The organism is Streptomyces sp. NPDC002835, from assembly GCF_053591995.1.
On sequence record NZ_JBSFUW010000023.1, the window covers coordinates 1 to 20,267 of the forward strand.

Here is a 20,267-nt window from a genome sequence, read left to right on the forward strand (position 1 = left end):
CGGCGCCGGGGGGGCGGCGCCCCGCGGGGGGCCCGTCCCCCCCCGCCCCGCGGTGCCCCAACACCGCGGCCGGCGCGGTATAACCCCGCCCGCCCGGCGATTGAGGCGCGGGTCCGGGCAGAGCCCGGCCCCGGGAAGGGGCGGGTAGGGGAACGCCCCGCGCAGCGGCCCACCCCGCCCCGCTGGGCCCGCCGCGCCGCCCCGCATGACACCATCGACCACGTGCTCGACATCGGCTACTCCCTCTCGCGCCGCTTCCCCGACCCGCCGCAGACCGACTACCGGCGCGCGGACGTGCAGGCGCTGCGCCACGACCTCTTCTGCGGCGACGTCTACCTCGCCGACACCAAGGAGGACCGGGAGGTGTCCACAGCCTGGGGATGGGTGCCGGTGCTCGACTTCGCCTGGGCGCTGTGCGACATCGTCGAGCAGCTCGACCGCGACCCCCTCGGCAGCCGCCGGGCCAAGCCGCTCCACGCCGAGCTCGACTTCACCGAGTCCAGCGACCGGATGCTCTTCGAGCGCCGCTTCGGCTGGGTCGACGTCGAGGCCGACTGGATGCCCGGCGACGAGCCGCCCCTCACCTTCAACCACGGCGAACTCCGCCGCGAGGCCCGCGACTTCCTGCACGACCTGATCGCCGACCTCACCGACATGCACGAGGGCCTCGGCGACAACCCGGTGATCTGGGACCTCCAGGCGCGCTTCCCCCGCACCGCCTGACCGGAGCGCCGCCCGGCCGAAGCACGGCCCGGCCCCCGCACCGGGCCCGCCCACCGCTACTCCACCCGCACGCCGATCTGCGCCGCGAACGCCGGTGCCAGGTCGAACAGTTGCCCGTGGCTGATCACCGCACCCGACAGCCGCTCCACCCCACGAGCGATGTCGAGCTCCGTCGCACCCCGCAGGTCCACGTCCTTCATCCGCACCGCCGTGAAGTCCGCCTGCCGCAGCGCGCAGTCCCTGAACTCGACCCTCTCCAGCCGGGCACCCCCGAAATCCGCCTCCGACAGCACACAGCCGTCGAACACCACATCCGTCAGTCTCGCCTCCCGAAGATTCAGATAGTCGATCTTCCCGCCCCGCAGCACCACCCCCGTCAGCACCGCCCCGTGCAACTGCGCCCCGCCCAGCCGCGCCTCCCGCACCTCCACATCCCGCAGCGACGCCCCCGCGAGGTCCGCCCCCACCCCCCGGACGCCCTCCAGCACGCAGTCCACGAACCGCGCCCCGCCCAGCCCCGTCCCGTCCAGCGCGCACTCCCGCAGCGCGCAGTCGATGAACCGCGCCCCCGCCCCCGTCTGTCCACCCAGATCCAGGCCGGAGAACTCCACCCCGTCGTAGTCCCCGTCCGGCTCCAGCGCCCCGCCCCCGAACGTCTCGATCCGCGGCAACCGCACCTGCGTCACCCTCGCCGCCACCACCGCCGGCCTACGCGCTTTCGCCATGACCCCACAGTGACATGCGCCACTGACAACGCCCCTCCGGCCGTCCGATGTCACGCCGCGCGGCCCCCGGTCCGTCCCAGTCGTGAGAGAGCGTCGAGCGAAGCAGGAGAGAGACACCATGCAGGAGATCACCGTCATCGGCGGCGGCTTCGCCGGTCTCACCGCGGCCGTCACCGCCGCCGAGTCCGGCGCCCGCGTCTTTCTGTACGAGGCCCACCACACCCTGGGCGGACGCGGGCGCACCGGCGAGGGCCCCTACAAGACCAACGACGGCCCGCACGCCCTCTACCACCGCGGCCCCCACTGGACCTGGCTCAAGCAGCACGGCCTCCTCGGCCCGCTCGCGCCGCTGCCGCCGCTCGAAGCCACGCGCCTGCGCTTCCGCCGTGACGGCGCACTGCGCAGGACGCCGCCGCTCGCCATGCTGCGGCTCGCCCGCCGCCCCGCCGAGGCAGCCCCCGTCGACACGGACTTCCTGAGCTGGGCCACCTCCGTCGCCGGCGAGACGGCCGCCCGCGCCGCCGCCCACTACATGGGCGTCGCCCTCTTCCACCACGACCCCGGCTCACTGTCCGCCGCGTTCGTCCAGCAGCGGCTGCGCCGAGCCACCGCCCTCCCGCCCGAGGCCCACTACCCGCGCGGCGGCTGGGGCCAGGTCCTCGAACGGATGGCCGCCCGCGCCTGGGACCTCGGCGTACGCATCGAGACCACCTCCCGCGTCGACGCGCTGCCCGAGGGCCACGGCCCGGTCGTCGTCGCCACCACCCTCGACGCCGCCCGCCGTCTCCTCGGCGACGACACCCTGCGCTGGCCCAGCGGCCGCACCACCCTGATCGACCTGGCGCTGCGCACCCGGCGCGGCGACCCGTTCGCGATCTCCGACCTCGACGCCCCCGGCTGGCTGGAACGCTTCACCGCCCAGGACCCGACGCTGGCCCCCGCCGGGGAGCAGCTCGTCCAGGGCCAGTTGCCCATCGGCCCCGACCGGTCCAAGGCCGACGGCGTCGCCCACGCGGAGACCCTGCTCGACCTGGGCTTCCCCGGCTGGCGGGAGCGGACGGTCTGGCGGCGCGAAGCCGTCGCGAGCGGCCGCACCGGGGCCGTCGACCTGCCGGGCACCACGTGGCGCGACCGTCCCGGCATCGACCGCGGAGACGGGGTGTATCTGGCCGGGGACCAGGTGGCCGCCCCCGGCCTGCTGTCCGAGGTGTCGTTCAACAGCGCGCTCGAAGCCACCTCGCTGGCGCTGCGCGGCAGTCGGCACCCGGCCGCCCGCAACCACCTTGACCTCAAGCGGACTTGAGGTTGGAGAGTGGAGGCTCCCAGGGTCCACGGCACCACCACGGCCCGTCCGCAGCACGAGGGAGCCCACCCATGCACGCCGTCCGCCTGCACGCCTTCGGCCCCGCCGAGAACCTCACGTACGAGACCACCGACGACCCCGTACCCGGCCCCGGCCAGGTGCGGATCGCCGTCGCGGCCGCCGGCGTGCACCTCCTGGACACCGCGCTGCGCGAAGGCGCGGCAGGCCCCTTCGGCGCCCCCGCCGAGCTGCCCACCGTCCCCGGCCGCGAGGTCGCCGGCACCGTCGACGCCCTCGGCGAGGGCGCCGACCCGGCCTGGCTCGGCAAGCGCGTCGTCGCCCACCTCGGCCCGGCCCCCGGCGGCTACGCGGAACTGGCCGTCACCGACGCCGGCAGACTCCACGAGATCCCCGCCGGCCTCGACGCGAGCGAAGCCGTCGCCATGATCGGCACCGGCCGCACCGCCCTCGGCATCCTCCAGTACACGGAACTCGGCCCCGACGACACCGTGATCGTCCCCGCCGCCGCGGGCGGCATCGGCACCCTGATCGTCCAGTGCGCCAAGAACGCCGGCGCCACCGTCGTCGGCCTCGCGGGCGGCCCCGCCAAGACCGCCCGCGTCCGCGACAACGGGGCAGACCTGGCCGTCGACTACCGGCGGCCCGACTGGCCACAGGCCGTACGCGCCCACCTCGGCGACCGGCGCGCCACCGTCGTCTACGACTCCGTCGGCGGCGACGCGGGCCGGGCCGCCGTCGGCCTCCTCGGCAAGGGCGGCCGGCACATCGTCTTCGGCTGGTCCAGCCAGGGCATCCGGTCCGACAGCCCCCTCACCCTCACCGAGGAGGAGCTCGCCGAACGCGGCATCACCTCGCAGAGCGTCCTCGGCCCCGCCATGCTCGAGAAGGCAGGCGGCCTGCGCGCCCTCGAGACCCGCGCTCTCGCCGAGGCCGCCGCCGGCCGGCTGCGCCCCGCCGTCCAGCGCCACGCCCTCGCCGACGCCGCCGGCGCACACCGGGCCCTGGAGACGCGCGGCACCATGGGCAAGGTCGTCCTGATCCCCTGAGTCCCTGAGCCTCTGAGTCCTGATCCCCTGAGTCCTGGTCCCCCTGAGGCCGGCCCGTGCCCCGAAGCCGTACGACGCCCCACGAAGCCCTACGACCCCAGGCTCTTGAGCGCCCCGTCCGTCAGCCGGTACACCGACCACTCGTCCTGCGGCCGCGCGCCCAGCGACCGGTAGAACTCGATCGACGGGGTGTTCCAGTTCAGCACCGACCACTCCAGCCGCTCGTATCCCCGCTCGACGCAGATCCGCGCCAGCTCCGTCAGCAGCGCCTTGCCGTGCCCGCCGCCCCGCAGCCGCGGACGCACGTACAGGTCCTCCAGATAGATGCCGTGCACACCGCGCCACGTCGAGAAGTTCAGGAACCAGAGCGCGAAACCGGCGACCTCTCCGTCCTCGGTCTCCGCGATGTGCGCGAACGCGGCGGGGCGCTCGCCGAACAGCGCCTCGCGCAGCTGCTCCTCGGTGGCGTTCGCCTCGTGCAGGGCCTTCTCGTAGTCCGCGAGCTCCCGGACCATCGCGTGGATCACGGGCACGTCGGCGGGTGTGGCGTTGCGAATCATGGCCCCAGCCTGCACGGACAGCCGCTCATCGCGCCAGCAGCGTCCGCGTGACGAGCACCAGCCCGCTGTCCGGTCCCCTGCCGTTCTCGGCCCTCCAGAGGCTGTTCTGCAGCACCCTGCCCAGCGTCCAGGCCCGCGCCCGCTCCCGGTCCAGCCCCAGCACCTCGGTCATCAGGTCGAACCGCCACAGCACGTCGTCCCCGCCGGCGCCGTCCCACAGCGCGGGCAACAGCTCGAACCCCGGATCCCCGACGAGCGGCTTCGGATCGATCACCAGCCACGGCTCGCGCTCGGCGGCGAGGACGTTGCCGAAGTGCAGGTCCCAGTGCAGCAGCCGGTCGCCCGGTTCGTCCGCCACCTCGCGCACCGCCGCCGCGCAGTCCCGCAACAGCCGCCGCTCCTCCTCGTCCGGCCGCAACTCCACCGCCGCCGGCACCCTGTGCAGCATCCGCGCCGTGATGTCGCCCAGCCGCCGCAGCCCCTCGGGCGCCGCCACCGCCGAAAGCCGTGCCAGCAGCCCCGCCAGCACCGCCGTCGCCTCCCGGCCGTCCTCTACAGAGGACAGCTGCAGGCCCGGCGCCGCCCGCTCCAGCAGCACCGTCCCCGTCGCCGCGTCGTGCTCCAGCAGCCGCACCGCCCCGTCGCCCGCCCAGGTCCGCAGCGCCAGCCACTCGCCCTCGGTCTCCTCGTCCCGCTGCTGGAGCTTCAGCACCGCCCGGGCCCCGTCCGGGCGGACCACCGGCAGCACCAGCGACACCCGCCCGTACATCGACGGACCCGCGAGCCGCAGCTCCCACCGGTCCAGGAACTCGGCCGCCCGCCCCGGCAGCATCGCCACGACGGCCCGCCCGGACTCCTCGCCGTACGACAGCAGGGACGCGACCAGCTCCCGGGGAATCTCGATCACGCCGGTGATCGTATGTCGCCAAACCCCGGGCCGAGCAGTAGATTCCCGCCAGACGCAGGCGACCATCGGCAGGGAACGGCACACCACATGAGCACCGTCAACGGCGGCATATCGTTCTGGTACGCACAGGACGGCGCCTCCGCGCCCCGCGAGCCCCTCCCCGGCGACAGCACCGCCGACGTCTGCATCGTCGGCGGCGGATACACCGGCCTGTGGACCGCGTACTACCTCAAGAAGGCCGTGCCCTTCCTCGACATCACCGTCCTGGAGGCCAAGTTCTGCGGCTACGGCGCCTCGGGGCGCAACGGCGGCTGGCTCTACAACGGGATCGCCGGACGCGACCGCTTCGCGCGGCTCCACGGCCACGACGCCGCCGTACGCCTCCAGCAGGCCATGAACGACACCGTCGACGAGGTCGTCCGTGTCGCCGCAGAAGAGAACATCGACGCCGGCATCCACAAGGGCGGCGTCCTCGAGATCGCGCACAGCCCGGCCCAGCTCCGGCGCCTCAAGGACTTCCACTCCGTCGAGGTCGCCTTCGGCGAGAAGGACCGCGTCCTGCTCGGCGCCCGCGAAACCGCCGAACGCGTCCGCGTCAGCGGCGCCGTCGCCGCCAGCTGGACCCCGCACGGCGCCCGGCTGCACCCGGTGAAACTGGTCAAGGGCCTCGCCGCCGCCGTGGAGGCCCTCGGCGTCACCATCCACGAGTCGACGCCCGTCACCGAGATCCGGCCCAAGCACGCCGTCACCCCGTACGGCACCGTCCGCGCCCCGTACGTCCTGCGCTGCACCGAGGGCTTCACCGCGTCCCTCAAAGGCCAGCACCGCACCTGGCTCCCGATGAACTCCTCCATGATCGTCACGGAGCCGCTGCCCGAGGACGTCTGGGCCGAGATCGGCTGGTCCGGCCGCGAGACGCTCGGCGACATGGCCCACGCCTACGTGTACGCCCAGCGCACCGCCGACGACCGCATCGCCATCGGCGGCCGCGGCGTCCCCTACCGCTACAGCTCGCGGACCGACCACGACGGCCGCACGCAGCCCGCCACGGTCGAGGCCCTCCGCGACGTCCTCGTCCGGTTCTTCCCCCGGCTCGCCGGGGCCCGCGTCGACCACGCCTGGTCCGGCGTCCTCGGCGTCCCCCGCGACTGGTGCGCCACCGCCACCCTCGACCGCTCCACCGGCCTCGGCTGGGCCGGCGGCTACGTCGGCTCCGGCGTCGCCACCTCCAACCTGGCCGCCCGTACCCTGCGCGACCTGATCCGGCAGGACTCCGGCCAGTCGGGCCCGACGGACCTCACCGCCCTGCCCTGGGTCGGCCACAAGGTCCGCAAGTGGGAGCCGGAACCGCTGCGCTGGCTCGGCGTCCGCACCCTCTACGCCGCCTACCGCAGGGCCGACCACCACGAGTCCACCACCCACACCCCCACCACCGACCGCCTCGCCACCCTGGCCGACAAGATCTCCGGCCGGCACTGATGCCCACCGACACCCCGGTGCCCATCCACGCCTGCTGGCTGCACTGGCTCGCCCTCCCCACCGGCGACCAGGCGGCGGTCCTCGACGCCATGGATCTCACCGACCCCCGCCCGGTCGCTTTCGAAGCCGCCGTCGCAGCCGTCGACGACGACGCCCACGACGACGCCCACGACCCGGACCACGGATACGACCGGGTCTTCGTGACGCCCGAGCTCGACGGCTGGACGCTCGTCGTCGGCGCCTGGTGCGATCCCACCGAGCCCGACATGCCGGCACTCTGCGAACGCCTCAGCGCCCGCTTCGGCCAGGCGCAGGCGTACTACTTCGGCGCGCAGTGCGACGGCTCCGCCTGGCTCGTCGCCGAGAACGGCCGCGTTCTGCGCCGCGCGTCGTTCACCGGGGAACCGGAGGACGAGGAACTGACCGCCGGTGCACCGCTGCCGTACGAGGCGGAGGTCCGCGCGGCCGTGGGCGACGACGAGGACGAGTGGGAGTTCCGGCTCTGGGACATGGCCCCCGGGCTGGCCGGGGCGCTCAGCGTCGATCCGCTCGCGATCGGCCCGCACACACGGGTCCGCGGCCGGGGCGTCATGGCACGTACGCGCCAGACGGCCCCCTGAAACGACAAAGGCCCCGGCATCCAGCTGCCGGGGCCTTCCGTGCTGCGCAGAGCCTCCTGTCGGAGTCGAACCGACGACCTCAAGATTACAAGTCAAGCGCTCTAGCCAACTGAGCTAAGGAGGCAGCCAGAGCAGTGTAACGAACCCCCGGACCACCATGGTCAAGAATTTTCACCAGCCATGAACTGCTGACATACGCCACCTGTCCGGGTAGCGTCACGGCAGGTCCATTCCGTTGGACTACACCACTCCCTTACAACGGATCGTCCGGCACGTTCCTGCCGGTGAAGGAGACGCTTCAGCATGGCTACTGTCACGTTCGACAAGGCGACCCGGATCTACCCGGGTTCCGAGAAGCCCGCCGTCGACCAGCTCGAGATCGAGACCGAGGACGGCGAATTCCTCGTCCTCGTCGGACCGTCCGGCTGCGGCAAGTCGACCTCCCTGCGCATGCTCGCGGGTCTCGAGGACGTCAACGGCGGATCCATCCGGATCGGCGACCGCGACGTCACGCACCTGCCGCCCAAGGACCGGGACATCGCCATGGTGTTCCAGAACTACGCGCTCTACCCGCACATGAGCGTCGCCGACAACATGGGCTTCGCGCTCAAGATCGCCGGTGTCAACAAGAGCGAGATCCGCAAGAAGGTCGAGGAGGCCGCGAAGATCCTCGACCTGAGCGACTACCTGGACCGCAAGCCGAAGGCGCTCTCCGGCGGTCAGCGCCAGCGTGTCGCGATGGGCCGCGCGATCGTGCGTGAGCCGCAGGTCTTCCTCATGGACGAGCCGCTGTCGAACCTCGACGCCAAGCTCCGTGTGTCGACGCGTACGCAGATCGCGAGCCTGCAGCGCCGTCTCGGCATCACCACCGTGTACGTCACGCACGACCAGGTCGAGGCCATGACCATGGGCGACCGGGTGGCCGTGCTGAAGGACGGCCTGCTCCAGCAGGTCGACTCGCCGCGCCACATGTACGACCGTCCGGCCAACCTCTTCGTCGCCGGCTTCATCGGCTCCCCGGCCATGAACCTGGTCGAGGTGCCGATCACCGACGGCGGTGTGCGGTTCGGCAACAGCGTCGTCCCGGTCTCCCGCGAGGCCCTGTCCGCCGCCGCCGACAAGGGCGACACCACGGTCACGGTCGGTGTCCGCCCCGAGCACTTCGACGTGGTCGAGTTCGGCGCCGAGGCCAAGACGCTCTCCAAGGACGCCCCGGCCGGTCTCGCCGTGTCGGTGAACGTGGTCGAGGAGCTCGGCGCCGACGGTTACGTGTACGGCTCCGCCGAGGTCGGCGGCCAGCACAAGGACCTCGTCGTCCGCGTCGGCGGCCGCAGCGTCCCCGAGAAGGGCAGCGAGCTGCACGTCGTCCCGCAGGCGGGCGAGCTCCACGTCTTCTCGACGTCGACGGGCGAACGCCTCAGCGACTGACGGCAGTCGCCCCCGGGACAGGGCCGGGCTCCGCACTTCGGTGCGGAGCCCGGCTTTTCGTCTCAAGCGACAAATACCCCGACAGGCAGGGCATTTGGCCTATTTCACGGCACCGCGTCAACATGCGATTCGAAAAGACACATAGAACGGTCCCTCGCGTGAGTGACTAAATGTCGCCATATCATCACTGGACGCTACGCTCACTCGCGTGACCCACACAGCCCGCCGAATCGGCCGCTCACTCGCCCTTGTTCTGCCTGTCGTCCTGGTGCTCTCGGGAACCCTCGCGGTCACCGCCGTCCCGTGGGCGGGGCAGGCCACACAGTCTCAGATGCTCACCGCCTCCTCGGAGAACGTGTCCGTACGCGCCAAGCCCCGCGCCCCGCAGGAGCTCCTGCGCGACCGGCTGCTGGCCGAACTGCAGACGAAGGACCCCGGCGTGGCCCTCACGCACCTCCAGCGCGAGGTCGAGGCGCGCCCGTCGCTCGCCGAGCACTGCGTGTCGATCGCCCGGTCCCTCGGCCGCGCCGCCGTGGAGCGCTACGGGCCGACGCGCGCCCAGCGCTTCTCCCGGCCCGTCTGCGACACCTCCTTCGCCACGGGCGTCTCGGAGCGGGCCCAGGGCTCCTAACGGCTCCCGGCGCCCTCTCGTCCGGGCCTGGGGCCCCTCGTGCACAGGACCGCCCGTAGAGGCCCGTCGTACCCGTCGCGGTGACGGGCGGACGGGCCGCATATCGTTCACGCCATGCAAACGCCTACGTTTCCGACGCAGGCCGTGGTCCTGGCGGGCGGCCAGGGTTCGCGGCTGCGCCCGTACACGGACGACCGCCCCAAGCCGATGGTCGAGATCCCGGGAACCGGGACCCCGATCATCGGCCATCAGCTCGCCTGGCTGGCCGAGGAGGGCGTGACGGACGCCGTGGTGTCCTGCGGCCACCTCGCGGAGGTCCTCCAGGAGTGGCTGGACAGCGCGGTGCTGCCGCTGCGCGTCACGACCGTCGTGGAGACGGAGCCGCTGGGCCGCGGCGGCGGCCTGAAATACGCCGCGGCGAGCCTGCCCCATCCCGACCGGCCCTGGTACGCGACCAACGGCGACATCTGGACCCGCTTCTCGCTGCGCGAGATGGCCGCGTTCCACGCCGAGCGCGACGCCACGGCGACCCTCGCCCTCGCGCGCCCCCGCATCCCCTGGGGAGCCGTCGAGACGGACGCCTTCGGGCACATCACGGACTTCATCGAGTCTCCCCCGTCGCCGTATCTCATCAACGCGGGCGTGTACGTCTTCTCCGCCGCGTTCACGGGGCTGCTGCCCGACATCGGCGACCACGAGCGCACGACCTTCCCGCGGCTGGCGCGCGAGCGCCGGCTGGCGGGTTTCCCGCTGCCGAACGGGGCCTACTGGCGGGCGATCGACACCGCGAAGGACCTCACAGAGGCGGCCAAGGAGCTCGACACCAAGGTGCGTTGAGGCACACGGCAGCCACCGGCCGCACGCGGACACAGAGGGGCGGCCACCGGATCGGGGATCCGGTGGCCGCCCCTCCTCACGCCGTCACGCGGCGCCGCGCGCCCGGCCGTCAGCCGAGCAGCCCGCCGATCACGCCACCGCCGTTCGAGCCCGTGTCGCCGCCCGGGTCGGAGCCACCGGTCGGATCACCGGAGCTGCTGCCGCCCGTGGAGGTCGGCCCGGTGGTGCCGGAGGGCGGGGGCGGGGGCGCGGGCTGCTCCTCGGTGGGCGGCTGCTGCCCGGTGCCCTGCGTCTCGCTGGGCGTACCGGCGACCTGGCCGCTCTCCCGCACCGTGTCCGCCGGAGGGGGCGTAGAGGCCTCTTCCCGGGGCTTCTCCGCGGTCCGGCTGGCGGACGGGGAGGGCTTGTCCTCGTCCTCGCGCGCCGCGGCCGAGGAGCCGCGCCCCTCGCCCGGCTCCGTCGTCAGCGGTGCGCCGGGCAGATGGTTGGTCGGGTGCTGGTTCGGCCCGGGGACGGTCACCACGTCCTCGGAGCGGACGGCTCCGCCGAGCACCGAACCGACGAGCATCGTGAGCCCGACGACGACGGCGGCGGCGAGACCGCCGCGCCGCAGCACACGCCGGCGCAGGTTCCACAGCTCGGAACGCGGCCCCAGGGTGCGCCAGGCCTCACCGGCGAGGCGGCCGTCGATCGAGTAGACGGGAGCGCCGGCGATGATCAACGGCGACCAGGCGGCGAAGTAGATGATGTCCGGCGTCTCGTAGACGGGGACGTCGCTCCAGCTCACCGTCATGACCAGCGCGGCGGCCAGCAGCGCGCCGAAGACGGCCGCGACCCGCTGCCACAGTCCGAGCACGGTCAGGACGCCGACGATGACCTGGAGGAAGGCAACCGTGAGGCCGGAACCGACCGGGTGGGCGAGCGCGAAGTCGCGCAGCGGCTCCCCGAGGGCCCACGGGTTCAGGGCGCCCAGCCACTTCACCAGGGAGCCGCGGTCGCCGCCGTCGAAGTAGACGGGGTCGCAGAGCTTGCCCATGCCGGCGTAGATCGAGATGAACCCGAGCAGCACGCGCAGCGGCAGCAGCACCACGCCCAGGTTCATCCGGCGGCCGGGGTAGTACGCGTGCCGTACGGAGTCCGCGCCGTGGCGCTGCGCCGGGCGCCGGTCCCGGTCGAAGGACTCGTCGTGGCGCTCGACGTCGTACGTGCCGGCGTCGTAGGGCTGCGGGCCGCCGGAGGGCCGCGGGTCGTCGTCGGGGCGGCCGGACGGCGGGTCCGTGTCGTACGCGTCGTAGGCGCCGACCGCCTGCCGCATCGGCGGCAGCAGCGGCTTGTCGCGGCCCGGGCCGCCGGGCGCGGGGACCGTGGGGGCCGGCACGGTCTCCTCGAGGGAGACGCGCGGCAGGACCTGGGTCGCGGTCCCGCTGTAGGCGTCGTGCTCCATGGTGGAGTTGCGTACGGCCTGGAGGAGCCCGGTCGCGCCGGAGTCACCGGGCGCCGACCTGCCGCTCCACACGACGGGCGCCCGGCGCCGCGCCGGGGCGGCGCCGGCGAGGGGGGCGAGGCGCGCGGAGTTCGCCAGGGCACGTGCGGGGCGCGGGCTCTGGGAGAGCTGCACCCGGAAGCTGGCGTGGTTGACGATGACCTGCGCGGGATCGCAGTCCACCTTGACCATGCTCAGCGCAGGCTGATCATCGAACCCGGACCGGGGCGTTCTGGTGTCCACACTCATCTAACCGAGTGATGGCTGTTTAGGGCACGGCCCCGACGAGCCCGATCTGTCCGAGACCCGTCAAGGACTCCGTATCGTCCGCTTTACGCCCGAGTCCGCCACGAACCGCCCGAAGTCGGTCTCCGGCCCGCCAGAAAACGACGGGACCGGACAACAACGTCATGCGCGCCGCTTGGCCGCCTCGTACAGCACGACACCGGCCGCGACACCCGCGTTGAGCGACTCGGCGCCGCCCGGCATGGGGATGCGGACGAGGACGTCGCAGGTCTCCCCGACGAGCCGGGACAGGCCCTTGCCCTCGCTGCCGACGACGATCACCAGCGGCCCGCCCAGCGCCTCGAGGTCACCGACCTCGGTCTCGGCGTCGGCGGCGAGACCGACGACCGTCAGACCGGCCTTCTGGTACGCCTCGATGGCACGCGTCAGGTTGGTGGCGCGTGCGACGGGCGTCCGGGCGGCGGTGCCCGCGGACGTCTTCCACGCACCGGCGGTCATACCGGCCGCGCGGCGCTCCGGGACGACCACGCCGTGACCGCCGAAGGCGGACACCGAGCGGACGACCGCGCCGAGGTTACGGGGATCGGTGACGCCGTCGAGGGCGACGATCAGCGGGTCCTCGCCGTTGTCGAACGCTGCGGCGGCCAGGTCCTCGGGGTGCGCGTACTCGTACGGCGGGACCTGGAGCACCAGGCCCTGGTGGTTGAGCCCGTTCGTCAGCCGGTCGAGCTCGGGGCGCGGCGCCTCCATGATGTTGATGTTGCCGCGCCCGGTGGCGAGCTGGAGCGCCTCGCGCACCCGCTCGTCGTTGTCGATGAACTGCTGCACGTAGAGCGTCGAGGCGGGCACGCCGTCGCGCAGCGCCTCGAAGACGGGGTTGCGGCCGACGACCATCTCGGACGTGCCCTTGCCGCCGCGGCGGGCGACGGGCCGGCGGGTGCTGTGCTTCGCCTTGGCGTTGGCCACCCGGTTCTTGACGTGTCCCTTGCGGGCGGAGGCGGGCGGCGTGGGGCCCTTGCCCTCGAGCCCGCGACGCCGCTTGCCACCGCTGCCGACCTGCGCGCCCTTCTTGTTGGACGTACGGCGGTTCCTGCGCTGGCTGTTCCCGGCCATGACTTTTCGTTCCTCTGGATCGCGTCGTTGAGTGAAAGTGTGCCGCCCGGGTCGCCGGGCGGCACATTGCGCCTGGTGCTGCGGACGCGAGGGCCAGTCCCTAGGGCCTCTCGTTCGGATCTTGCCGGGCTCGCGTGCCCTGGTGCCGCACCTCGCTGCGTTGTCGTCAGTCGCCTACTCCCCCGTAGCCCTTCGGGCACGGGAGGTGCCCCCACCTCGTGGGCTCCTTCCTCCGCCTTGCGATGCGTCCCCTCGGCCCTGGCGGGCCTGGGGAGACCCCATGCACCAGACCCCGCTCACTGATCCGGCCTGATCCGAACGAAAGACCCTAGCGGGGTCCCAGCGTCCAGCGGGACCCGTCCGGACCGTCCTCGATGACGAGCCCGGACTGGTTCAGCTGGTCACGGATCGCGTCCGCCGTCGTCCAGTCCTTGCGGGACCTGGCCGCTTCGCGCTGCTGGAGCACGAGGCGCACGAGGGTGTCGACGACTCCGTGGAGGTCCTCGCCACGGTCGGTCTCGCCGGCCCAGTGCGGGTCGAGCGGATCGAGGCCGAGGACACCCAGCATGGCACGGACCTCGGCGAGGCGGGAGACAGCCGCTTCCTTGTCGTCGGCGGCCAGGGCGCTGTTGCCCTGACGGACGGCGGTGTGGACGATCGCGAGGGCCTGCGGCACCCCGAGGTCGTCGTCCATGGCCTCGGCGAACGCGGGCGGCACCTGCGCGGCCGGGACGACCGGGCCGGCCTTCTCGACGACCCGCTGGACGAAACCCTCGATCCGCGCGAACGCCGACTCGGCCTCGCGCAGCGCCTCCTCGCTGTACTCGATCATCGAGCGGTAGTGCGGGGTGCCGAGGTAGTAGCGCAGGACGATCGGGCGCCAGTTCTTGACCATCTCGGAGACGAGCACCGAGTTGCCGAGCGACTTGGACATCTTCTCGCCGCTCATGGTCACCCAGGCGTTGTGCACCCAGTACGAGGCGAAGGCGTCGCCGTAGGCCTTGGCCTGCGCGATCTCGTTCTCGTGGTGGGGGAAGACCAGGTCGAGGCCGCCGCCGTGGATGTCGAAGGCCGAGCCCAGGTACTTGTGCGCCATGGCCGAGCACTCGAGGTGCCAGCCGGGACGGCCGCGGCCCCAGGGCGTCTCCCAGGACGGCTCGCCCGGCTTGGTCGCCTTCCACATGGCGAAGTCGCGCGGGTCGCGCTTGCCGGAGACGCCCTCGTCGGGCTGGCGCAGATCGTCGATGTCCTGGTTGGAGAGCGCCAGGTACTCGGGGAACGACCGCACGTCGAAGTAGACGCTGCCGTCCGACTCGTAGGCGTGTCCGCGCTCGATGAGGCCGCGCATCATCTCGACCATCTCGGTGATGTGGCCGGTGGCGCGCGGTTCGTAGGTGGGCGGGAGGCAGCCGAGGGCCTCGTAGCCGTCGTTGAAGGCGCGCTCGTTCTCGTAACCGATCGACCACCACGGGCGGCCCTGGTCGGCGGACTTGGCGATGATCTTGTCGTCGATGTCGGTCACGTTGCGGATGAACGTGACGTCGTAGCCGCGGTAGTCGAACCAGCGGCGCATGATGTCGAAGTTCAGTCCCGACCGGATGTGCCCGATGTGCGGTGCGGCCTGCACGGTCGCGCCGCACAGGTAGATCGAGACACAACCCGGCACGAGAGGGGCGAAGTCACGGATCTGCCGGGCGCTGGTGTCGTACAGGCGAATGGTCACGCAACAAGGGTAGTGGGCGCGTGGTAGTGCCTCGATACACCTTCCGGGACACGGCGCCGGGTGCGCGCCCGGTCTCCCCTGAGCCGTTCCGTGTCAGCCGATACCGTCGGCCGTTCTGACGACGAGCGCCGTCGCGATCGCGGCGAGCCCTTCGGCCCGGCCGGTCAGACCGAGCCCGTCGGTCGTGGTCCCCGAGACGGCGACCGGCGCGCCGACCGCGGCGGACAGCTCCTTCTGCGCCTCGTCGCGCCGCTTGCCGATCTTCGGCCGCACGCCGATCACCTGAACGGAGACGTTGCCGATCTCGAACCCGGCCGCGCGCACGATCCGTGCCGCCTCCGTGAGCAGGGCGACCCCGGAGGCGCCGGACCACTCGGGCCGGGAGGTGCCGAAGTGGGCGCCGAGGTCGCCGACGCCGGCCGCGGAGAAGAGGGCGTCGCAGGCGGCGTGGGCGGCGACGTCACCGTCGGAGTGGCCGGCGAGGCCGTACCCGTCGCTGTCGGAGCCCTCCCAGAGCAGCCCGGCGCACCACAGCTCGCGCCCCTTCTCGAAGGCGTGGACATCGGTGCCGATGCCGACCAGCGGCAGGCGCAGCGGCTCAGAAGCCATCGTTGGCCCTTCTCCGGGCGAGTACCGCCTCGGCCAGTACGAGATCCAGCGGCCGGGTCACCTTGAAGGCTTCCTCGTGGCCGGGGACGACGACGACCGGCAGGCCCAGCTGCTCGACCATGCTCGCGTCGTCGGTGACATTGTCCGTGACCGTGCCGTGGGCGCGGACGAGGGTGTCCCGGTCGAAGCCCTGCGGGGTCTGGACGGCCCGCAGGACCGCCCGGTCCGGAGTGGCGACGACGGGCTCCGGCTCGCCCTTGGCGGCCGGCTCGACCTGCTTGACGGTGTCCGCGAGGGGCAGCGCGGGCACGACGGCCGGAGCGCCGCCGTGCACGGCCGCGACGACCGCGTCGACGGTCTCCTCTGGCACCAGCGGGCGGGCCGCGTCGTGGACGAGCACGGCGGTGATGTCGTCGGGCAGCGCGTCGAGGCCGAGCCGTACGGACTCCTGGCGGCTGTCACCCCCCGGGACGACGAGGTAGTCGGTCCGCTCGGGCAGGGCGTGCGCGTCCAGGAGCAGCTTCACCTCTGGGACGCCGTCGGGAGGTGCGACCACCACGACGAGCGAGACGGCACGCGAGGCGGCCATGGCGCGGACGGCGTGGACGAGCATGGGCGTGCCGTTCAGCGCGCGGAGCGCCTTCGGGGCGCCCGGGCCCAGCCGTACGCCCCGGCCGGCCGCCGGGATCACGGCGGCGGTGCGGTGGTGGCGCGAATCGTCAGACATCGGTTGCACTCCGGCAGGTTTGTTTCCTCAGCCGACATGGGTATGGCCTGGGCGTGCCCCGGCCGTAGGTTGGGGCAGTGCCGGGCGCGACGCCTTGACCGGACCCTTCCGTGACCAGGTCTCCGCCAGCCGCCCGGGCCCGGCACGACAGTACGTACGGCGACGGCGGCCTTGATCCGTCAGGAGCGAGACCGCCGTGCGCTTACCGCGTCGCACACATGCCGCAGCGCCCGGCGGCAGACTGGATTTCACAGAGTGATTTCACAGCGTGTCGGCGGGCACTGCGGCATTGCCGTGCGTCAGGACGCGAGGACCTCGTCGAGCAGGGCCTCGGCCTTGTCCTCGTTGGTGTTCTCCGCGAGGGCGAGCTCGCTCACCAGGATCTGGCGCGCCTTTGCGAGCATCCGCTTCTCGCCGGCGGACAGCCCGCGCTCGCGCTCGCGACGCCAGAGGTCGCGCACCACTTCGGCGACCTTGATGACATCGCCGGAGGCGAGCTTCTCGAGATTTGCCTTGTAGCGACGGGACCAGTTCGTCGGCTCTTCGGCGTACGGCGCGCGAAGCACCTCGAAGACCCGGTCCAGTCCGTCCTGGCCGACCACATCGCGAACGCCGACGAACTCCGCATTGTCCGCCGGTACGCGAACCGTCAGGTCGCCCTGGGCGACCTTGAGCACCAAGTAGGTCTTGTCCACGCCTTTGATCTGGCGAGTTTCGATAGCCTCGATCAGCGCGGCCCCGTGATGGGGATAGACCACGGTGTCGCCAACCTTGAACGTCATGTGACAGGTACCCCTTCCGTGGCTATCCAGGGTAACACGGATACAGCTTCTTCTGAATGGCGTTTTCGCAGGTCAGGGCATATCTCGGGGCTTGACAACAGCAACACGAACGTGCTGCGGACGACTTCCGGAGTGCGGTATTCGCAGGTCGGAGCGGCTGCGCGGGCGGACGGAAACACGGCCGTTTCACCCCCCGCGCCCACCCCCCAAGAGACTAAACGTCCCGATTTGCCGGGTTCTTGATGGTGAACTTTCCGTACTCCGTTCGGCCGCCGCTCACCCGTTCGGGCGGACGCTCCCGAGAATCCCGAATTGATCAACGCCGGGTATTCGTAAGGAATGTGTGTCGACCCCGGAAATTGATCACCGCGGTTTTGTGAACACACCGGTCCGGCGCGTCGGCCGGACGGCGCTCCCGGCCGTTCGTCCGCACCCGTGCCGGCAAAGGGCGGGTCGGGTGCGGGGCGTGATCGGCGGCTCGGTAACCTGAGCCGGTGCTGGCACGCGATCAGCCGGTGACAGCCACCACCCGTCCGTACGTACAAGGAGAAGCCGCAGCCGTGAGCAGCAGCCTTCGACGCGGTGCCCTGGCCGGCGCTGCCATCGTCTTCTCGATCGCCTCGCTCTCCGCCTGCGGTGCGGGCAACGACGCGCAGACCCTCGGGGTCAGGCCGGACAACGCCGCGGTCGCGGTCGACAGCCTGAAACTGCAGAACGTGACCGTCATCACCCAGCCGAAGCCGGGCGCCGAGGGCCCGGCGGCCGTGAGCCTGACGATCTTCAACGAGGGCGACAAGCCGCAGACGCTGGAATCGATCACGCTGCCGGGCTCCAAGGCCCAGGTGAAGCTGACCCCCGCGGAGGGATCCGGCTCCGTCTCCGTCCCCGCGGAGGGCAGCGTCGTCATCGGCGGCGAGGGCAACGCGACCGCCGTCATCGAGAACGGCAGCCAGGAACTCGACCACGGCGTCAATCGGGAGGTCGTCTTCCGGTTCAGCGAGACCGGCAACGTGAACGTGCGGGCGCTGGTCGTCCCGGCGACCAACTACTTCAAGGAGTGGGGCCCCAGCGAGATCCCCAGCCCGCCGGAGCAGTCCCCGGAGCAGTCGCCGTCCGGCAGCCCCGCCGCCACGGAGACCGACCCCGCGCACTCCGAGGCCGCGGGCGGCGAGGGCGAGGCCGCCCCGTCCGACGAGGCCACCGCGACGGACGGCGCCGGTCACTGACGCGCAGACGTACGGAAAAGGGGGCGCCCGCCGAGACCGGCGGGCGCCCCCTTTTCCGTACGTCCCTTCCGTACCCGTACGCACGGCTCTCCTGTAGGTACGGACCGGCCGGCGGCAGCGGCCTACGGCTCGAACTTGTACCCCAGGCCACGGACCGTGACCAGGTAGCGCGGCGCACCCGGGTCCGGCTCGATCTTGGCGCGCAGCCGCTTCACATGGACGTCGAGGGTCTTGGTGTCACCCACGTAGTCCGCGCCCCACACCCGGTCGATCAGCTGCATCCGGGTCAGCACCCGGCCCGCGTTGCGCAGCAGCATCTCCAGCAGGTCGAACTCCTTCAGGGGGAGGTCGACCTTGCCGCCGGAGACGGTCACGACGTGACGGTCCACGTCCATCCGCACGGGTCCCGCCTCCAGGGCGGCGGGCGTGACCTCCTCCGGCTCGCCGCGGCGGCGCAGCACCGCGCGGATGCGGGCGACGAGCTCCCGCGTGGAGTAGGGCTTGGTGATGTAGTCGTCGGCTCCTATCTCCAGCCCGACGACCTTGTCGATCTCACTGTCCTTGGCGGTCACCATGATGACGGGCACGTTCGAGCGGCTCCGCAGCTGGCGGCACACCTCGGTGCCTGGCAGGCCGGGCAGCATCAGGTCGAGGAGCACGAGGTCGGCGCCGTTGCGCTCGAACTCGTCGAGTCCGTCGGGGCCCGTGGCCGCGACCGCGACCTCGAAGCCTTCCTTGCGGAGCATGTAGGACAGGGCGTCGCTGAAGGATTCCTCATCCTCGACGACGAGCACTCGGGTCACGGAAGGACCTCCGGGGCAGGGATTTCGCTGTTGGGATCGGTGTCGTAAGGCCGGTCGTCGTCCTCTTCGACGCGATCCCGGCCGCTGGTTGCGCGGTCTTTCGCTGCGCCTGCCTCAGGCAGGCGCAGGGTGAAGGTGGAGCCCTGTCCCTCGGAGCTCCACACCGTGACCTCTCCGCCGTGCGAGGCGGCCACGTGCTTGACGATCGCCAGCCCGAGGCCGGTGCCTCCGGTGGCGCGGGAGCGGGCGGGATCGACGCGGTAGAACCGCTCGAAGATCCGCTCGCGGTCCTTCTCTGAGATCCCGATGCCCTGGTCGGTGACGGCGATCTCGATCAGGTCGCCGCCTGGTGCGTTGACGCGGCGGGCGGAGACGCCGACCCTCGTGCGGGCCGGCGAGTAGTTGACGGCATTCTCGACCAGATTGCCGAGAGCGGCGGCGAGCTTGCCGCGGTTGCCCCATATCCGCAGGTCGGAGGCGGCTCCCGCGGCCATGGTGATCTGCTTGGCGGACGCGGTCTGCCGGGAGCGGTCGATGGCCTCCGCGACCAGTTCGTCCACCCGCACGGGCTCGGCGTCCTCCAGCGGGTCGTCGTTCTGCACCCGGGAGAGGTCGATGAGCTCCTGTACGAGATTGGTGAGCCGGGTCGCCTCGATCTGCATCCGGCCGGCGAAGCGGGTGACCGCCTCGGGGTCGTCGGAGGCGTCCATGACCGCCTCGGAGAGCAGGGAGAGCGCTCCGACCGGGGTCTTGAGCTCATGGCTCACGTTGGCGACGAAGTCGCGCCGTACGGCCTCTATCCGACGGGCCTCCGTCAGGTCCTCGACAAGAAGCAGGACCAGCCGGGAGCCGAGGGGCGCGACGCGGGCGGAGACGGCCAGCGCCTCGCCGCGCCCGGTACCGCGGCGCGGCAGATCGAGCTCCACCTGCCGTATCTCGCCGTCGCGGCGGGTGTCGCGGGCCATGTGCAGCATCGGTTCGACGGCCAGCTTGCCGCCGCGGACCAGACCGAGGGCGTACGCCGCCGAGCTGGCCTTCACCACCGAGTCGGACTCGTCGAGGACGACCGCGGAGCTTCTGAGGACGGACAGGACGGTGTCGACACCGGGCGGAAGCACCGCGTCGGTGTGCAGCGAGCTCCGGGTGGGGCGGCTCTGTTCGCGCTCACTCCAGCGGAACGCCAGCATGGCGATGACACCGGTGCAGAGACCGGCGATCGCAGCCGCTGCGGCAACAGCCGCGTTCACGTCCATGCATTCAGGTTATGCGTGCTTC

General features: G+C 72.0%; 20 protein-coding genes and 1 tRNA gene. 9 read left to right on the top strand and 12 right to left on the bottom strand.

The features are described 5' to 3' along the window. The first annotated feature begins 222 nt into the window (after positions 1-222). Positions 223-723 (top strand): hypothetical protein, encoded by a 501-nt coding sequence (locus tag ACWD01_RS23250; RefSeq protein ID WP_451164708.1) that lies wholly within the window; start codon positions 223-225, stop codon positions 721-723. A 56-nt stretch (positions 724-779) separates the two neighbouring features. Here ACWD01_RS23250 and ACWD01_RS23255 read toward each other — a convergent pair whose 3' ends face one another. Beyond that, positions 780-1,448, bottom strand: coding sequence for a pentapeptide repeat-containing protein (locus ACWD01_RS23255; protein WP_451164709.1), 669 nt, complete (start codon positions 1,446-1,448; stop codon positions 780-782). A 118-nt stretch (positions 1,449-1,566) separates the two neighbouring features. Between ACWD01_RS23255 and ACWD01_RS23260 the strand changes: the two genes are divergently transcribed. Beyond that, positions 1,567-2,751 carry an NAD(P)-binding protein gene (locus ACWD01_RS23260; RefSeq protein WP_451164710.1) on the top strand — a complete coding sequence of 395 codons (1,185 nt, stop codon included), beginning with the start codon at positions 1,567-1,569 and terminating at the stop codon, positions 2,749-2,751. Positions 2,752-2,822: 71 nt separating this feature from the next. Next, complete coding sequence (locus ACWD01_RS23265) at positions 2,823-3,818, top strand: zinc-binding dehydrogenase (RefSeq protein ID WP_451164711.1); 996 nt, start codon at positions 2,823-2,825, stop codon at positions 3,816-3,818. Between the two features lie 89 nt (positions 3,819-3,907). Here ACWD01_RS23265 and ACWD01_RS23270 read toward each other — a convergent pair whose 3' ends face one another. Together ACWD01_RS23270 and ACWD01_RS23275 are read right to left on the bottom strand one after the other, a co-directional pair. Further along, positions 3,908-4,378, bottom strand: coding sequence for an N-acetyltransferase family protein (locus ACWD01_RS23270; protein ID WP_451164712.1), 471 nt, complete (start codon positions 4,376-4,378; stop codon positions 3,908-3,910). A 25-nt stretch (positions 4,379-4,403) separates the two neighbouring features. Further along, positions 4,404-5,285: an aminoglycoside phosphotransferase family protein gene (locus ACWD01_RS23275; RefSeq protein ID WP_451164713.1), complete on the bottom strand. Its 882-nt coding sequence runs from the start codon at positions 5,283-5,285 to the stop codon at positions 4,404-4,406. Positions 5,286-5,372: 87 nt separating this feature from the next. Between ACWD01_RS23275 and ACWD01_RS23280 the strand changes: the two genes are divergently transcribed. Both ACWD01_RS23280 and ACWD01_RS23285 read left to right on the top strand, forming a co-directional pair. Further along, positions 5,373-6,764, top strand: a complete 1,392-nt coding sequence (locus tag ACWD01_RS23280; protein ID WP_451164714.1) for an NAD(P)/FAD-dependent oxidoreductase — start codon at positions 5,373-5,375, stop codon at positions 6,762-6,764. Next, entirely contained in the window at positions 6,764-7,384 is a 621-nt protein-coding gene (locus tag ACWD01_RS23285; protein ID WP_451164715.1) for a hypothetical protein, read from the top strand. Before ACWD01_RS23280 ends, ACWD01_RS23285 begins: the two co-directional genes overlap by 1 nt. 50 nt (positions 7,385-7,434) lie before the next feature. Here the strand turns inward: ACWD01_RS23285 and ACWD01_RS23290 are convergent. After that, positions 7,435-7,508 (bottom strand) — tRNA-Thr (locus ACWD01_RS23290). 179 nt (positions 7,509-7,687) lie between these two features. On the opposite strand from ACWD01_RS23290, the gene ACWD01_RS23295 reads away from it, so the two are divergent. The 3 genes from ACWD01_RS23295 to ACWD01_RS23305 all read left to right on the top strand — a co-directional run bounded on the left by ACWD01_RS23295 (position 7,688) and on the right by ACWD01_RS23305 (position 10,280). Continuing rightward, a complete protein-coding gene (locus ACWD01_RS23295; RefSeq protein ID WP_451164716.1) occupies positions 7,688-8,812 on the top strand; it encodes an ABC transporter ATP-binding protein in 1,125 nt (374 codons plus the stop codon). A gap of 208 nt (positions 8,813-9,020) precedes the next feature. Continuing rightward, on the top strand, positions 9,021-9,443 hold the full coding sequence (locus tag ACWD01_RS23300; protein WP_451164717.1) for a hypothetical protein: 423 nt from the start codon (positions 9,021-9,023) through the stop codon (positions 9,441-9,443). 114 nt (positions 9,444-9,557) lie between these two features. Then, positions 9,558-10,280 (top strand): nucleotidyltransferase family protein, encoded by a 723-nt coding sequence (locus ACWD01_RS23305; protein ID WP_356898879.1) that lies wholly within the window; start codon positions 9,558-9,560, stop codon positions 10,278-10,280. Positions 10,281-10,389: 109 nt separating this feature from the next. Here the strand turns inward: ACWD01_RS23305 and ACWD01_RS23310 are convergent, their stop codons facing one another. The 6 genes from ACWD01_RS23310 to ACWD01_RS23335 all read right to left on the bottom strand — a co-directional run bounded on the left by ACWD01_RS23310 (position 10,390) and on the right by ACWD01_RS23335 (position 16,963). Beyond that, positions 10,390-12,012, bottom strand: a complete 1,623-nt coding sequence (locus ACWD01_RS23310) for a DoxX family protein (protein ID WP_451164718.1) — start codon at positions 12,010-12,012, stop codon at positions 10,390-10,392. 159 nt (positions 12,013-12,171) lie between these two features. Then, positions 12,172-13,122, bottom strand: coding sequence for a 23S rRNA (guanosine(2251)-2'-O)-methyltransferase RlmB (gene rlmB, locus ACWD01_RS23315; protein ID WP_451164719.1), 951 nt, complete (start codon positions 13,120-13,122; stop codon positions 12,172-12,174). Positions 13,123-13,450: 328 nt separating this feature from the next. Further along, positions 13,451-14,845 carry a cysteine--tRNA ligase gene (gene cysS, locus ACWD01_RS23320; RefSeq protein ID WP_451164720.1) on the bottom strand — a complete coding sequence of 465 codons (1,395 nt, stop codon included), beginning with the start codon at positions 14,843-14,845 and terminating at the stop codon, positions 13,451-13,453. Positions 14,846-14,938: 93 nt separating this feature from the next. After that, positions 14,939-15,454: a 2-C-methyl-D-erythritol 2,4-cyclodiphosphate synthase gene (ispF, locus tag ACWD01_RS23325; RefSeq protein WP_451164721.1), complete on the bottom strand. Its 516-nt coding sequence runs from the start codon at positions 15,452-15,454 to the stop codon at positions 14,939-14,941. Then, positions 15,444-16,181, bottom strand: a complete 738-nt coding sequence (gene ispD / locus ACWD01_RS23330) for a 2-C-methyl-D-erythritol 4-phosphate cytidylyltransferase (protein ID WP_451164722.1) — start codon at positions 16,179-16,181, stop codon at positions 15,444-15,446. Before ispD ends, ispF begins: the two co-directional genes overlap by 11 nt. Positions 16,182-16,480: 299 nt before the next feature. Continuing rightward, complete coding sequence (locus tag ACWD01_RS23335; RefSeq protein ID WP_003953493.1) at positions 16,481-16,963, bottom strand: CarD family transcriptional regulator; 483 nt, start codon at positions 16,961-16,963, stop codon at positions 16,481-16,483. A 560-nt stretch (positions 16,964-17,523) separates the two neighbouring features. Here ACWD01_RS23335 and ACWD01_RS23340 point away from each other — a divergent pair. Then, positions 17,524-18,189, top strand: a complete 666-nt coding sequence (locus ACWD01_RS23340) for a DUF461 domain-containing protein (RefSeq protein WP_451164723.1) — start codon at positions 17,524-17,526, stop codon at positions 18,187-18,189. Positions 18,190-18,311: 122 nt separating this feature from the next. On the opposite strand, the gene ACWD01_RS23345 is transcribed toward ACWD01_RS23340, so the two are convergent. Then, positions 18,312-18,992, bottom strand: coding sequence for a response regulator transcription factor (locus tag ACWD01_RS23345; RefSeq protein WP_356898719.1), 681 nt, complete (start codon positions 18,990-18,992; stop codon positions 18,312-18,314). Beyond that, positions 18,989-20,245, bottom strand: coding sequence for a sensor histidine kinase (locus ACWD01_RS23350; protein WP_451164724.1), 1,257 nt, complete (start codon positions 20,243-20,245; stop codon positions 18,989-18,991). The genes ACWD01_RS23345 and ACWD01_RS23350 overlap by 4 nt, the downstream gene beginning before the upstream one ends. Positions 20,246-20,267 lie beyond the last annotated feature (22 nt).